The organism is Corynebacterium sp. HMSC068G04, from assembly GCF_001814885.1.
Classification (GTDB): Bacteria; Actinomycetota; Actinomycetes; order Mycobacteriales; family Mycobacteriaceae; genus Corynebacterium; species Corynebacterium hiratae.
Map to the genome: position 1 here is coordinate 106,527 of NZ_KV818291.1, position 13,545 is coordinate 120,071.

Sequence of the window (13,545 nt, forward strand, 5' to 3'; positions counted from 1 at the left end):
TGATGCGCTACCAACTGCGCTACATCCGCATTCGAAACCAGGCCCGGTTTCTAGGACTAAGTCCTTGTGCGCGATACTGGGATTGAACCAGTGACCTCTTCCGTGTCAGGGAAGCGCTCTCCCACTGAGCTAATCGCGCTTATGCATTTATCAAGACTCTCCACTCATTGACGCCAATAAGTTTGGCCACAAGAAAGTCTTGGAGCGGATGACGAGACTCGAACTCGCGACCCTCACCTTGGCAAGGTGATGCGCTACCAACTGCGCTACATCCGCATTGCACGTTGCCGGCCCGTATGCCGTGGTGCGAGAAGAAACTTTATCGTGCGCCGCTTCAGTTTCCAAATCCGCAGCCCACGGCACTAATCCCCGGGCACCCCAAAGCGTGCGGATTACATCAGTGTGATTGAGACTACGGTTACAACGAGCGGCAGCGATGACAACAGGAAGCCCTGGACCGACTCCACCACGACACTAGCGCCCACACATACAACTTAAAGCGCGTTTGAGCTGGACGATTAGGGGGTTGCCACACGCGCGGTGTACCTTAAGTGCTGCACCGAGGTTCTATAGCTCAGTGGGAGAGCGTTCCGTTCACACCGGAAAGGTCGCTGGTTCAATCCCAGCTAGGACCACCACCATAACTGCAGGTCAGAGACCTGCGGCATGAGGTACAAGCCTTCGCGTGGATACTATGTGGATAATAAATCTACATTAATGGTTTCTCGCGGGGCGTTTTCTCATTGCGCCTCATATTGGCCACAAGGGCTAAGCGAAAACCTCAACGCGTTGGGGACACGGCACGGTTACACAAGCCTGCATGACATTGAACCTGTCCCCCTCGCGCACTTATCCGATTGCTCCATAAGGGTTCAATAGCAACAAGTGCAGGCATAGGATAATTTTGTGCGGTTACCAAAGTATGGCCCAGCCTGGGCGGGCGCCTTGATGGGCACCTCGATTGCATCAACCTTGTCGGGATTACATGGTTTAGGCGTAGCACAGTTCGTCTTCGCTTGTATCGCAGCAATGCTGCTGGTGATTTTTACCGCGGGGACGAAGAATGAGCCTCCCCGGCACCAGAACATGGCGGCGTGGGGAATGTACACGATGGGCCTGCTGGCGTGCGGCTCGGCATGGACCGCACTGACCGGAAGTGATGCTTTCCAGTTGGCAAGTTGGTGGATTGGTGCACCGCTTTCGGTCGTAGTCTGCCTATGGCAGCTGTGGGGGTTGTTCAAACAGCCGCACCTCTACGACAAGCCCGCTTTTCCTTGGGGCCTGGCGCTTGTTTCCCCCATGGTGGCGGCGACCTCCGCAGGTCAGTTGGCTATGAACCACGGGCAGTTCTACCACTTTGCCGGCGAGCTATGCTTCTTCCTCACGTTCATCACCGCAATTCCACTATTCGCCTACTGTTACTGGTCCCTTGTACAACGCCGAGAAAGGCCGCGCGGGGCAGCTGCAGGTACAGCGTGGATCCCGCTTGGCGTGGTTGGTCAATCAACGGCTGCCTCGACTTTGCTTTTTGACGCCCACCTCTACGGCATCATCATGTTCACGATTGGAGCACCCTGCGTCGCATTCGCAATGTACTGCTTCTACCGAGCGGTACTCGAGTGGACTCCCTACGGCCCCGGCTGGTGGGGGTCGACCTTCCCGGTCGGAACACTGTGCCTAGGTTCATGGGATGAAGGCTGGCACCGGTTGTCCTTTGCTCTATTGGTGCTCTTATTCCTCCATTGGGGAGCCTGCGCGCTGCGCTTCAGCGCTTGGCGGCTCCAGCGCGCCTAATAGCATGAGGTCCGCCTCCCCAGGCAGTAGCCACCCTTTGCGGTACCGTGGGGCGCCATGAGTGACACTGCGCTGATAGAACACCTACTGGGGCCAGACCGAGAAGGAATCCGCTTGATTGCGGTGAGTACGCTCCACGGCTCCGCCACCATCGATGGAACCTCAGGGCCAATGGGCGACGCCACCGACAGTGAACTCTTCGCCGCACTGCGGGAGTGGGCCGATATTGCCGTCGTCGGCTCTGCAACGGTGAAGGCGGAGGAATACGGGCCGTCGACAAGCACGCGCCTCGCCGTGCTTAGCCGCTCCCTCGACTTTTCCGGCTTCGAGGACTTCATTGCAGCTGGCCCCATCGTGCTTACCCCCGCAGAACGCGCGTCTTCCCCCGAGGCCCAGCGCTTGACCGAAGCCGGTGCCGAAGTTATCAGCACGGAGACTGGCACCATGAGCGAGGCTATTTCAGCTCTTCGCGCCCAGGGCGCACGCCGCATCAGTTGCGAAGGTGGGCCATCCGTTTATTCCGCTTTTATCGCGGAAGGCCTCGTGGACCAGCTTTATCTGACGCTCGATCCGCACCTTTCCCCTTCCGTCGAAAAGCCCGTCGTCGACGGCGAGGCCACCTCCCCCGCACTCAAGCTCGAGCTGGAGAACGTCGACACCGTCGACAGCACGGTGTTTCTGCGCTACCGGCGCGCACAAACCCCGTAAACTTTGCTGCCGTGACTTCTCCGGCTCCCTCATCCCCAGCTTCCGCGCGACTGTGGACGGCCGCCGCCTGGCCCGCCGCCATCGTCTTAGTCCTTCACCGCGTGTTCGTGCTCGCTGTTAACGGCTCGGTGACTGATGACTTCGGCACCGTCTACCGCGCGATCCGGAGGTTGTGGGAAGGCAACCCGGTTTATGAGCAGAACTATTCCTTCGTCGAACCGCTTTATCTCTATAACCCTGGGGCCACCGTCTTTCTGTCCCCCTTGGGGCTTATCTCCGAAGAACACGCGCGCATCGCCTTCATTCTGGCCAACGCCGCTGCCATCGTCGCCGCCTTGGCCCTGCTGACCCGCTTCGTAGGTCACAGCCTGCGGGGCCCGCTGTTACCGGTGAGCATCGCCGCAGCCTTCGCTACCGAATCAGTCATCAACACGTTGGTCTTTACCAATATCAACGGTTTGTTGCTACTCGCGATGGTGGCGTTCCTAGCTTTGTTGGATAAACACGGATGGGCCGCTGGACTCTGCATCGGGCTGGCAATCTTGGTCAAGCCGCAGTTTGCCCCGCTACTCTTCCTCGCACTGGTGCGCAAGCGCTGGCTCACCTTAGGTCTGGGTGTGACTGTACCGCTGGTAGCCAACCTTGCAGCTTGGCCGTTCGTCCCCGGCGTGGAGGGCTTCCGCGCCAACCTTCTTCCTTACCTGTCCACCACGCGCGATTATGCCAACGCCTCATGGCCAGGTGTGCGCGCCTACTTCGATCTCCCCGGCATCATCTACTACCCCATCTGGTTGCTCTTCGCAGTACTTGCGGCAGTGGCGATCCTCGGTCTGCTGCGCTGGCGCGACAGCGAGCCGACCTTCTGGGCGCTGAGCACCAGTGGTGCCATCATGGTCGGGATCTTCTTCCTTTCCTCCTTGGGCCAGCAGTACTATTCCATGTGGCTTATCCCCATGCTGTTTACGGTGGTGCTGGGCCGCTCAGTGTTCCATTCGTGGGGAGCATGGCTCGCGGCATTTTTATTCTTGGCGCCGCTCGAGTGGACGTCGTCCAGCATGCCCACCGCCGCGCACTGGATGAGCGTGTTCATCGCCACCATCGGGTGGGGCCTGCTCATCGTCGTGACCGCTGCCTCCGTGGCCGGCTGGTGGAGCGCGGAACGAGGGGCTAGCCGGCAAGCTCAGTCGAGCGATAAGATTCCCGCATGACTGATTTCAAGCTCATTGCCGATACCGAATGGCGCAAGCGCCTGAGCCCTGAGGAGTATCACGTTCTGCGCGAGGCCGGCACCGAGGCACCGCACGTCGGCGAATACACCAACACCACCACCGAAGGCGTGTACTCCTGCCGAGCCTGCGGCGCCGAGCTCTTCCGCTCCACGGAAAAGTTTGAATCGCACTGCGGATGGCCGTCCTTCTTCTCCCCTTTGGCTGGTGACGCCATCATTGAGCGCGAAGACAATTCACTGGGCATGCGCCGGATCGAGGTGCTGTGCGCTAACTGCGAGTCCCACCTCGGCCACGTCTTCGAAGGTGAGGGCTACGATACGCCGACGGACCTGCGCTACTGCATCAATTCCATTTGCCTCAACCTAGAAGAAAAGCCGGTCGAGGACTAAACCCTCAACCGGCTTCCGGCGCTATAGCGACCCTTTAAGGCAAAATCGCGATGAGCTCAGCCACATCCTTCACGCGGCGACCGGTGTGGAAGGGAATCTCCTCGCGCACGTGGTGGCGCGCCTCGGTGTAGCGCATGAGGTACATCAGATCCACGATGCGGTGCAGCTCCGGGGCCTCAAAGGCCAGGATCCACTCGTAGTCACCCAGCGCGAAGGCCGGCACGGTGTTCGCGCGCACGTCCGGATAATCGCGCGCCTGCATGCCGTGCTCCATGAGGATGCGGCGGCGCTTTTCCTCGTCCATGGTGTACCAGTCGTAAGAGCGCACGAAGGGGTAAACGGAAATCCACTCGCCGGGCTCTTCGCCCATAATGAAGGACGGCAGGTGGGACTTGTTGAACTCCGCCGGGCGGTGCAAGGCATTGCCCACCCAGGTCACCTCGGAGACCTGGCCAAGGACGGTGTCGCGGCGGAAGTCCGCGAAGGCCTTCTGGATGTCGGCGAATTCCTCAGCGTGCCACCAGATCATGAAGTCAGCGCTCTCCCGCATTCCGGACAGATCGTAGATACCGCGCACGGTAACCACGCCTGCTTCCTCGAGCTCCGCGAAGAACTTCTGCGCCTGCGCGACGATCTCCTCGCGCTCGGTGCCCAGCGCTCCCGGGATGACCTGGAACACCGCGTGCTGCGAGTAGCGCTGGACCTTGTTGAGCTCGGCGAAGTTGACCTTCGACATGCCTCTCTCCTTTTTTCAACCGACAAAGTTTCTTATCCATCATAAGTTGGAGACGCCCTCGCGCGCCACTAGCCTTTCGGCGCGCCTTCCACCGCCACACGGGCGGAGCTTATACCTTGATCCCCGTGAGCAATTCCGACGTTTCTTCGCGCAACCTTGCAGGGGCCCCGACCAACCTGCACGATCGCGCCGCCGCCTCTCCCGCCGAATCGCGCCCCGCAGAACCGAGCACTCCGGCTGCCTTCACGGAGGCCGTCGAGTCCCTCCACGCTGCGCAGCTGCGCCCAGAAATCACCTTGGGCACCATCCGACCCCCGCAGCGACTGGCCCCGTTCAGCCATGCCATTGGCCTGGAGGTTGAGCGTCACGAGCAGGAGGAGGCTATCCCCACCGACTCTGAGGGTGATGCCTTCGGCCGCCTCATCCTGTTGCACGACCCAGGCGCTGAGGAAGCCTGGGAAGGTGCGATGCGCCTGGTGGCCTACATCCAGGCAGACTTGGAGGATGCCGTAGCCGGGGACCCGCTGCTTCCCGACGTCGCCTGGGAGTGGCTCACCGAATCCCTCGACGTGCGCGAGGCAACACACACCAACCTCGGAGGTACTGTCACCTCGACTGCTTCGGTGCGCTTCGGCGAGATCGGAGGCCCTCCGCGCGCCTATCAGTTGGAAATGCGCGCGTCCTGGACTGCAGCCGGCCTGAATCTTGCTCCACACGTCGAAGCTTTTGCACAGGTGCTTTCTCTCGTCGCAGGCCTGCCGCCCGAAGGCGTCACCGAGCTCGGGCGCTAACATGAGCGAACTGCGCCAGGTCCCCGTCGACGGCACGCCAAAAGTCCTGCTTTCTCCCCGTGAGTTCCAGGCGGGTGCTGCGCGCCTAGCCGCGGGGACTGGACCCTTCGCCATTGATACCGAACGCGCGTCGGCCTACCGCTTCGATGACCGCGCCTTTCTAGTGCAAATTCGCCGGGAAGGCGCAGGCACGCTTTTGTTTGCCCCGGAGAATCGTCGGCATGAACTGAGTTCCGCGCTAGCGCCGGTGCTCAACGGCCAGGACTGGGTAGTCCACGCCGCCCCTTCCGATCTCCCCTGTCTGGCCTGGCTGGGGCTACACCCCGGAACACTGTTCGATACCGAGCTTGCCGCCCGCTTCGCCGGTTTTGCGCATCCCAACCTGGGGGCGATGGTGCTGGAGCTGTTCGACGTCGAACTGGAAAAGGGTTACGGCGATTCCGATTGGTCCCAAACACCCATTCCCCGGACATGGCGCAACTACGCGGCGCTCGACGTGGAGCTGCTCAACGAACTTGCTGTGACGTTGCGAGACATCCTTGCGGAAGAAGACAAACTCGACTGGGCCTTTGAAGAATTCGACCGGATCGTCGACGAGCATGCCGGGATTACCGGCCCTGAGCCTCGAACGTGGCGGGAGCTGAAAGGTGTGTCTTCGCTACGCACACGCGAACAGCTCGCCGTGGCTCGCGAGTTGTGGCAACGCCGCGAATCCATCGCACGTTCCCAGGACATCGCCCCCAACCGGGTGCTGCCGCACCGCGTGCTCGTGGACATAGCGCGCCGCGTGCCTCGCACCCCGCACGACATCAATCAGATTAAAGGTTTCCCCCGCCGCCGCGGTGGGGCTACGTTGCGCTGGCTCGATGCCGTCACGACTGCGCTGGATAGCCCGCGCCAGGAGTGGCCAAAGCCGCTGCGCAGCCCCCGCCCGGTGCCCTCCAAATCAGTATTTAACCGGGATTTTCCCGAGCTGTGGCAGCTCTACTGCGAGATCCGCCATGACTTCGAGGACCTCGGTGACGAACTGCGCATGAGCTACGAGCTGATCCTCAAACCCAGTCTGATACGTACAGCGGTGTGGGCAGCGTTCGGGCCCGAAGGCGGCGTCGCGGGGGAGATCGCAAAAGATGCCGATATCCCCGATTTCCTGCGCTCCCAGGGCGCGCGCGACTGGCAAGTCGAGCTGGCCACGCCGCTCCTGCAGCGCGGGTTAGCCCGGATGCGCCCTACTCCCCCGCGCTCTTAGCAGACTCCTCAGCATCGCGTGCAGCTACCCACTCACGTACTGAGTTCGCGATGCCTTCCGGGGTCAAGCCAAAGTCCTCGAGGATTTCTCCACGGCTGGCATGCTTGGGGAAGCAGCCGGGTACGCCGAGCCTGTGTACTGGAGTGTCCACATCGGCGGCGTCGAGGGCCTCGGCCACCATGGACCCCACACCGCCCCGCAGGATGCCATCCTCCACCGTCACCACGAGATCGTGATCGGCCGCCAACGCGATGATGGATTGCGGTACCGGTACCGGCCAGCGCGGGTCCACGACGGTCACGTTGAAGCCTTGGGCTTCGAGCAGCTCAGCTGCACCCAGGGAACGCGCGCTCATGGCACCGATGGCGACGATAAGCACATCAGTAGCCTCCTCCGTAGCGGCAGCAGCATCGGAATAGCTCAGGATGTCTACCCCGTCATCGAGCCGCTTGAGTTCGTCGCGGTCATCAAGGAGGTTGCCCTTGGGGAAGCGCACCACGGTCGGGCCATCCTCGATTGCGATGGCTTCTTTAAAGAGTTCCCGCAGGCGGGCACCATCGCGCGGGGCGGCGATGCGTATGCCGGGGACGATGCTCATGAGCGCCATATCCCACACACCGTTGTGTGAAGCACCATCAGAGCCCGTGACACCGGCGCGGTCGAGGACAATGGTCACTGGCAGCTTGAGCAGCGCAATGTCCATGATGACTTGGTCCACCGCACGGTTGAGGAACGTAGAGTACACCGCCACCACCGGGTGCATCCCGGCCAGCGCCAGACCGGATGCAGAAGCCATGGCATGCTGCTCAGCGATGCCGACATCAAAGAAGCGCTCCGGGAACTCCTCTTGGAAGGGAGTTAGCCCCGTCGGCCCAGCCATGGCGGCAGTAATGGCGACGATGTCCTCGCGGGCGTGGCCGGCCTTGATCAATTCTTCCGAGAACGCCGCAGTCCACCCCGGTTGCTTCTGTCCCTTGGATACACCGGTGACCGGGTCGATGGCGCCGGTGGAGTGCATCTGGTCCTTCGGCTCGTTGACCGCAGGAGCAAAGCCATGCCCCTTCTCGGTGACCGTGTGCACGATGATGGGACCGTCATAGTCGCGGGCGTAGCTCAGCGCCCGCACAACTGCCTCAATATCGTGGCCGTTAATCGGGCCAATGTATTTGATGCCCAGCTCCGGGAACATCTCCGTGGGCATGACGGTCGACTTCACACCCTCCTTGACCGCGTGCAATGCATCAAAGGTGCGCTCGCCTACCCAACCCATGGACTTGAGGCGCTTCTTGCCCAGCGCCATGAACTCGTCGTATCCGTGCTGCGCACGAATGCGCCCCAGGTTCTCTGAGAGGCCGCCGATCGTCGGCGAATAGGAACGCCCGTTGTCATTAACGATGATGACAACGTTGCGGTCCTTGTCGGCAGAAATGTTGTTGAGGGCTTCCCAGCACATGCCGCCGGTAAGGGCGCCATCGCCCACGACCGCCACGGCATTGCGGTGGGATTCACCCCGAATCTTGAAAGCCTTGGAGAGCCCGTCCACCGTGGATAGCGCTGCCGAGGCGTGGGAGGATTCGGTCCAGTCGTGTTCTGACTCTGCGCGGTCCGTGTAGCCGGACAAACCGCCCTTCTGACGCAGCGTATCGAATTGGGAGGCGCGGCCCGTGAGCATTTTATGCACGTAGGACTGGTGTGACGTGTCGAAGACGATGGGATCCCGCGGGGAATCGAAGACCCGATGGATCGCCACCGTGAGCTCCACGACGCCCAGGTTAGGGCCTAGGTGGCCGCCTGTAGCGGACACCTTCTCAATAAGGCGCTGACGGATTTCCGCCGCGAGCTCAACCAGTTGCGTCTTGCTCAGGGCTTTAAGATCGCCTGGTGAGTGAATGGAATCCAGAATGCCCATAGAGCTTGCCTTAAACCCCTTCATCGATCGTTTTCTTCTTTACCACCGTACCCGTTGACACGCGTGACGCGTCAATCATTGCCCGACCACTCCCGCGGCACCCCCTGTGCGCCCTAGGCCAGTGGAACCAGGAGTGCCAGGGTTTCAAAGTGATGTGTCCCGGGGAAAGCATTCACCATGGCGAGGCGCTTCGCGCGGTAACCATGCTCCGACCAAGCAGCCAAGTCCCGGGCGAACGTAGCAGGATCGCAACCGATATGCAGGATGCGTTGCGGCTTTGCCGCGGCGACAGCGGCCACCACGTCGTTGCCAGCACCGGTACGCGGCGGATCCAAAATCACCGACGCCGGCTGCGGAAGCTGGCTGGCCACCTGCTCCACCTTGGCGGTGCGGAAGTGCACGTCAATACCTGCGAGCCCCGGCTGCGGCGCCGCTGCTGCGGGCGAATAATCGACGGAATACACGGTCGTGTGCCCGCCCTGGGGTGCGGTGACCTCTGCGAGCGCGGGAACGAACAGGCCAACGCCGCCATACAGATCCCAGGCCACTGCATGTACAGCGGACTCGTCCGCTGCCTCAGGTTCACCGCCGTTCCCGTGGCCTTCTGCGCCGAGCCACTCGCGTGCAAGGCTGGTGTAAACGTCCGGTGCTCCGACGTGCGCCTGCCAAAAAGCGGTGGGCGGGAAGCGGAACTCGTGGCCGTCAGCACGCTGCACCACGTTCTCAGTTGGCGCCTCGATGACCTCTCGAATGGTCTCGATTCGCCGCCCCCGCGGCGCCTTCCGGGTTTCCACGACGTGCCTATTGCCGTCGCTATCCATGACCGCGATTACCTCTGCACCTGGATTAAAGGTACGGGCATCAGGCCCCACTAGGCCGTCGACGAGCCCCGGAATCAGCTGGCTGCACGCAACGTCGGTGACGAGCTCCGTGGAGCCACGCTTGCGCAGACCAGCACGGCCCTGCTTGTCGACGCCCAACCGCACTCGCGTACGCCACCCGCGATGCGGTGCCACATCGATGGTCTCGACGTCGGGAGCATCCTCGATGTGAGCCACGCGGCGCAGCTGATCGAGCAAGACTGCGACCTTGATGTCTGGCTCCGCCGCGGGATCGAGCTCAGCGAAGTCACAACAGCCGGCGCCACGCTGCGCGACCGGGCACGCAGATTCGACACGGTAGGGCCCAGGTTGTACGACGGAACTCAGCGCGGCTTCCACAAAGGACTTCTTCACCTTGGTCGCAGTCACCGTGACATGGTCGCCGGGGAAGGCACCCGGGACGAAGCACACGCGCCCGTCGGGGGCCGCCCCGATTCCGACACCGCCGTGCCCCATACGTTCGATGGTGGTGTCGAATGACTGCCCTTTGCTCAGGCTTCCGGCAGCGGCGCTCTGATCTTTCGCAAAGTTGTGATCAGTCGCGGTCATGGATCTTCTCCTTAGAGTTGTCGCCGCCCTGCGACGTAGTGTCGCTGCCCTGTGCTTCCTCCACGGCGGCATTCGCGCGGCGCACCATCCAGATAGTGAGGAGGGTGACAATACCCGTTAACGGCCAGCCCATGAGAATGCGGACGATACCAAGCGTTGTGGTGGCATCGGCATCGTAGAGCGCGCGTTGCACCGCAAAACGGGCGATGAACACCGTCGCCCACCCGGCGGTGGCATAGGCATAGGAGCGTCGCGCCCGTGGCACTGTGCGCCACCCCATGTCCTCACCGTTGAGGCCTTTCCATACCACGCCGACAAGCGGCCAGCGCAGAATAATGGAAACGATCGCGACGATGAACAGCACGAGCGACATCCAAATTCCGTAGAGGAAATAGCCTTTGGCATCCCCGGTAAACCACGCGATTCCGGCGCAGATGGCCACGCCCAGCAGACCAGAAAAAGCTGGTTGCAGGGTTTCCTTGCGGGCAAGGCGCCACAGGCTGATAGCCAGCGCCACGCCCAGTGCCGCAACAAGCGCCGGCCCCAACCCCCAGACGTTGTTGACCGGGATGAGAACCAGCACGGGCAGGGTCGCAGACACGAGCCCGGTCAGCCCACCCATCTGGTCGAGCAACGACGGCTCCGGATCAGCTTCTGGCGACACCGTCGCTTGTCCTGCCGCCATGTCGGCGCCAGGATTCGAGGATGGCTCAGGGGCAGGTTCAGTAGCGCGCTCGGTGGTATCGGGGTCATGCGCAGACGCCGGGGGGCGGTAAGGCTCGCGCTCTTCGGGAGTAGGGCTGGTCACGTGCTTAAGGGGTCCTTTTCGGTAGTGCCGGAGGGGTCTGGCCGGCAGGCTGAAGTGCGCTACTTGTTCTCGTTGTCTTCGAGGTCGCGCAACTGCTCGCGGGCCTGGGACTCCGCGGTCTTTTCTGTTTCCGTGGCCGTGTCCGCTGGCGCTGCACTATCCGCGCTGGCTGCCTGCGCGGCCTGCTGCTGACGTTCCTTCAGCGCCTGCTGAACTTGCTCAGTCAGCTGCTGCGGAAGCGTGACAGGCAGGGAGCTGCCAGCCAGGATGGGATCCTCACCGCGGTAGACAAAGGTGCGGGCAACGACTTCGCGCCCTAGCTGCGCCAATTCCTCTTCCTTGCCGGCAGGTGCGGCCAGGGTCAGGCGGTACATCCACCGCGGCCCCTCTACACCAATGATGCGTATGCCGCCTTTCTCGCTGCTGCCAACGATCTCAGAACCCCACGGGCCATCCTCCGGGTGGGCAGCGAAACCATCGGCTTCCAAGCCTTTGATGATGTCCTCCGCAGACTCCGCCCACTGCCCCGGCGTGCGCGGCGCGGCAAAGGCCACTGGGGTCATGCGGCCGTGTGGGGTGAGAATGTGGAGCATGCGCGGGCCTTCCTGGCCCATCTCCACCTGGACCTGTGAGCCCTTCGGCAGCGGGATGCGCAGTGAGCCCAGATCCAACAGGCCTACGGAGAAGTCCTCAAAGTTAAACTCAGCGATGTCGACATTATCCCCATCGTAGGGACCCATGTCGCCGTTGATGGCATCGTGAGCCACAGCCTTCACGGCTAGAGAAGCCTGAGTATCATCTTCATCCTCACGGACAAGACCCGCGGTTGGCTCGGGAGCGGCCTCAGCGGCGCCATCGTTTGCGTTCTCCGCTGCCGGGTTCACTGCGGTGGTGTCCTCGGCCACGGCCTCGGTAGCCACCTCTTCTTGGTGGACGGCAGAGTTCTTCTTCTTTTTTCCAAAGGGCCACATCGCCATAGTTTAAGCCTTCCTCATTCCGTGTCTGCTTTGTTGAACTTAGTTAACGCCGGTTGATCCATACCCGCCGTCGCCACGAGCGGTGTCATCAAGTTCCTCGACTTCCTGGAAGCCCACCAGCTCCACGCGTTGGACAATCAACTGCGCGATACGCATTCCCCGCGTGACCTCAAAGGTCTCCTCTGGGTCGTGATTAATGAGGCATACTTTAATCTCACCGCGATACTCGGCGTCAATGGTGCCGGGTGTATTCACGACGGAAATGCCGTGCTTGGCCGCCAGGCCCGAGCGCGGGTGGACCAAGCCTACCGTGCCCATCGGCAGGGCAAGGGCAATGCCCGTACCGACAAGAGCGCGCTCGCCGGGCCGCAAAATAACGTCGTGAGCAGCGTAGAGATCCGCGCCCGCATCGCCGCCGTGAGCGCGATGCGGCAGCGGAAGCTCCTTATCAAGACGCTTGACCTGAATGTCGCCGAAGGGACTAACCGGATCTACGAGAGGGTGTTGCTCATTCACGGGGCCCAGCCTACCTTGTCCCCTCCATCCCCAACCGTCAGGGCTGGAAGCCGCGTCAGCCTGGCAGCCGCGCCTACTCTGCGTGTTGGGCTCTCCCCTGCCCCGACGGCTAGACTCGAAGGTCATGACTTCGAGTTCTTCGTCTGCTTCTCCCTCGGCACCAGCCGCTTCCCCAGTGATCCTCTACCGTGAGCGCCAATGGGTGCCGTGGTACTGGTGGCTGATGGCGGCCTTTGTTGTCGCGATCTCCACCGCCACAGTCAGCCTCAACCGTGGAATCATGTGGGTCATCGTCCCCGCCATCCTGCTCAGTGCCATCGCCGCGTGGGTCCTGCTGACATGGTCCAACACGGTGGTGCAGGTGGAACAGGATGCCGACGGCACACGGTGGCTCACCGTCAAGGACGCGCAGCTGCCGAACGATGTTGTCGCCCGCAGTACCGCGGTGCCGGCCACTGCACGCCGCAACGCGCTCGGTCCACAGCTCGATCCGGCTGCCTTCCTCGTCACACACGGCTGGGTACCCGAACACGTCATGCTCGTCCTCGATGACCCCGAAGATCCAACGCCCTACTGGCTCATCGGATCCACCAACCCCGAAAAACTCCTCGCAGCCTTTGTCCCCGAGCAGGCCGCAGCAGCTACAAGGCGCAGCAATTAAGGCTTGAATTAAGGCCTCAGCCACGCCTCGGTGAAACTGGCCTACTAGGCGCAGTCCATGCAGATTGGCTCGCCGTCCTCTTCATGGTCAAGGCGCTTGTTGGACTGCACCAAGAAACATACAGAGCAGGTGAACTCGTTTTCTTTGCGCGGAACGACGGTGACGTTGAGCTCTTCACCGGTCAGGTCCACTGACGGCGGTTCGAAGGCCTCGACGATTTCTCCATCGTCATCCATGCCATTGTTATCGTTTTCAGCCGCCTTCAGGCCCTCGAGGGAATCGGCCTCGAGGTCGTCTTCAGCGCGGCGACGCGGTGCGTCATAATCCGTGGCCATAATGCTTGCCCCT

General features: G+C 61.9%; 14 protein-coding genes and 3 tRNA genes. 8 read left to right on the top strand and 9 right to left on the bottom strand.

Annotated elements, in window-relative coordinates:
* Positions 1-67: 67 nt before the first annotated feature.
* A tRNA-Val gene (locus HMPREF2993_RS00705) sits at positions 68-139 on the bottom strand.
* 61 nt (positions 140-200) lie between these two features.
* Positions 201-276: transfer RNA gene (locus tag HMPREF2993_RS00710), tRNA-Gly, on the bottom strand.
* Positions 277-563: 287 nt separating this feature from the next.
* Here HMPREF2993_RS00710 and HMPREF2993_RS00715 point away from each other — a divergent pair.
* The 5 genes from HMPREF2993_RS00715 (at position 564) to msrB (ending at position 4,120) form a co-directional block, all read left to right on the top strand.
* Positions 564-638 (top strand) — tRNA-Val (locus HMPREF2993_RS00715).
* Between the two features lie 268 nt (positions 639-906).
* On the top strand, positions 907-1,794 hold the full coding sequence (locus HMPREF2993_RS00720; RefSeq protein ID WP_083318664.1) for a TDT family transporter: 888 nt from the start codon (positions 907-909) through the stop codon (positions 1,792-1,794).
* A gap of 57 nt (positions 1,795-1,851) precedes the next feature.
* On the top strand, positions 1,852-2,502 hold the full coding sequence (locus HMPREF2993_RS00725) for a dihydrofolate reductase family protein (protein WP_070700426.1): 651 nt from the start codon (positions 1,852-1,854) through the stop codon (positions 2,500-2,502).
* A gap of 11 nt (positions 2,503-2,513) precedes the next feature.
* Positions 2,514-3,710, top strand: coding sequence for a glycosyltransferase family 87 protein (locus HMPREF2993_RS00730; protein WP_070700429.1), 1,197 nt, complete (start codon positions 2,514-2,516; stop codon positions 3,708-3,710).
* A complete protein-coding gene (msrB, locus tag HMPREF2993_RS00735; protein ID WP_070700432.1) occupies positions 3,707-4,120 on the top strand; it encodes a peptide-methionine (R)-S-oxide reductase MsrB in 414 nt (137 codons plus the stop codon). Before HMPREF2993_RS00730 ends, msrB begins: the two co-directional genes overlap by 4 nt.
* Positions 4,121-4,154: 34 nt before the next feature.
* Here the strand turns inward: msrB and hemQ are convergent, their stop codons facing one another.
* Complete coding sequence (gene hemQ / locus HMPREF2993_RS00740) at positions 4,155-4,856, bottom strand: hydrogen peroxide-dependent heme synthase (protein ID WP_049157489.1); 702 nt, start codon at positions 4,854-4,856, stop codon at positions 4,155-4,157.
* A gap of 125 nt (positions 4,857-4,981) precedes the next feature.
* On the opposite strand from hemQ, the gene HMPREF2993_RS00745 reads away from it, so the two are divergent.
* Positions 4,982-5,647 (top strand): DUF3000 domain-containing protein, encoded by a 666-nt coding sequence (locus HMPREF2993_RS00745; RefSeq protein WP_049157491.1) that lies wholly within the window; start codon positions 4,982-4,984, stop codon positions 5,645-5,647.
* Position 5,648: 1 nt separating this feature from the next.
* A complete protein-coding gene (locus HMPREF2993_RS00750; protein ID WP_049157492.1) occupies positions 5,649-6,896 on the top strand; it encodes an HRDC domain-containing protein in 1,248 nt (415 codons plus the stop codon).
* On the opposite strand, the gene dxs is transcribed toward HMPREF2993_RS00750, so the two are convergent.
* The 5 genes from dxs to dut all read right to left on the bottom strand — a co-directional run bounded on the left by dxs (position 6,877) and on the right by dut (position 12,536).
* A complete protein-coding gene (gene dxs / locus HMPREF2993_RS00755) occupies positions 6,877-8,805 on the bottom strand; it encodes a 1-deoxy-D-xylulose-5-phosphate synthase (RefSeq protein ID WP_070700435.1) in 1,929 nt (642 codons plus the stop codon). The genes HMPREF2993_RS00750 and dxs overlap by 20 nt on opposite strands.
* A 113-nt stretch (positions 8,806-8,918) precedes the next feature.
* On the bottom strand, positions 8,919-10,235 hold the full coding sequence (locus tag HMPREF2993_RS00760) for a class I SAM-dependent RNA methyltransferase (protein WP_070700438.1): 1,317 nt from the start codon (positions 10,233-10,235) through the stop codon (positions 8,919-8,921).
* Positions 10,222-10,920: a DUF3159 domain-containing protein gene (locus HMPREF2993_RS00765; RefSeq protein ID WP_070516979.1), complete on the bottom strand. Its 699-nt coding sequence runs from the start codon at positions 10,918-10,920 to the stop codon at positions 10,222-10,224. Before HMPREF2993_RS00765 ends, HMPREF2993_RS00760 begins: the two co-directional genes overlap by 14 nt.
* A gap of 182 nt (positions 10,921-11,102) precedes the next feature.
* Positions 11,103-12,020 (bottom strand): DUF3710 domain-containing protein, encoded by a 918-nt coding sequence (locus HMPREF2993_RS00770; protein WP_070700441.1) that lies wholly within the window; start codon positions 12,018-12,020, stop codon positions 11,103-11,105.
* 39 nt (positions 12,021-12,059) lie between these two features.
* Positions 12,060-12,536, bottom strand: coding sequence for a dUTP diphosphatase (gene dut / locus HMPREF2993_RS00775; protein ID WP_046648177.1), 477 nt, complete (start codon positions 12,534-12,536; stop codon positions 12,060-12,062).
* Between the two features lie 124 nt (positions 12,537-12,660).
* Between dut and HMPREF2993_RS00780 the strand changes: the two genes are divergently transcribed.
* Complete coding sequence (locus HMPREF2993_RS00780) at positions 12,661-13,197, top strand: DUF3093 domain-containing protein (protein ID WP_046648178.1); 537 nt, start codon at positions 12,661-12,663, stop codon at positions 13,195-13,197.
* A 44-nt stretch (positions 13,198-13,241) separates the two neighbouring features.
* Here HMPREF2993_RS00780 and HMPREF2993_RS00785 read toward each other — a convergent pair whose 3' ends face one another.
* Positions 13,242-13,532, bottom strand: a complete 291-nt coding sequence (locus HMPREF2993_RS00785) for a DUF4193 domain-containing protein (RefSeq protein WP_070700444.1) — start codon at positions 13,530-13,532, stop codon at positions 13,242-13,244.
* Positions 13,533-13,545 lie beyond the last annotated feature (13 nt).

Bases quoted from the DNA above. Each gene is read 5' to 3' on its own strand.
- HMPREF2993_RS00725 (WP_070700426.1), top strand. From the start codon at position 1,852: ATGAGTGACACTGCGCTGATAGAACACCTACTGGGGCCAGACCGAGAA.
- msrB (WP_070700432.1), top strand. From the start codon at position 3,707: ATGACTGATTTCAAGCTCATTGCCGATACCGAATGGCGCAAGCGCCTG.
- hemQ (WP_049157489.1), bottom strand. From the start codon at position 4,856: ATGTCGAAGGTCAACTTCGCCGAGCTCAACAAGGTCCAGCGCTACTCG.
- HMPREF2993_RS00750 (WP_049157492.1), top strand. From the start codon at position 5,649: ATGAGCGAACTGCGCCAGGTCCCCGTCGACGGCACGCCAAAAGTCCTG.
- dxs (WP_070700435.1), bottom strand. From the start codon at position 8,805: ATGGGCATTCTGGATTCCATTCACTCACCAGGCGATCTTAAAGCCCTG.
- HMPREF2993_RS00760 (WP_070700438.1), bottom strand. From the start codon at position 10,235: ATGACCGCGACTGATCACAACTTTGCGAAAGATCAGAGCGCCGCTGCC.
- HMPREF2993_RS00765 (WP_070516979.1), bottom strand. From the start codon at position 10,920: ATGGCGGCAGGACAAGCGACGGTGTCGCCAGAAGCTGATCCGGAGCCG.
- HMPREF2993_RS00770 (WP_070700441.1), bottom strand. From the start codon at position 12,020: ATGGCGATGTGGCCCTTTGGAAAAAAGAAGAAGAACTCTGCCGTCCAC.
- HMPREF2993_RS00780 (WP_046648178.1), top strand. From the start codon at position 12,661: ATGACTTCGAGTTCTTCGTCTGCTTCTCCCTCGGCACCAGCCGCTTCC.
- HMPREF2993_RS00785 (WP_070700444.1), bottom strand. From the start codon at position 13,532: ATGGCCACGGATTATGACGCACCGCGTCGCCGCGCTGAAGACGACCTC.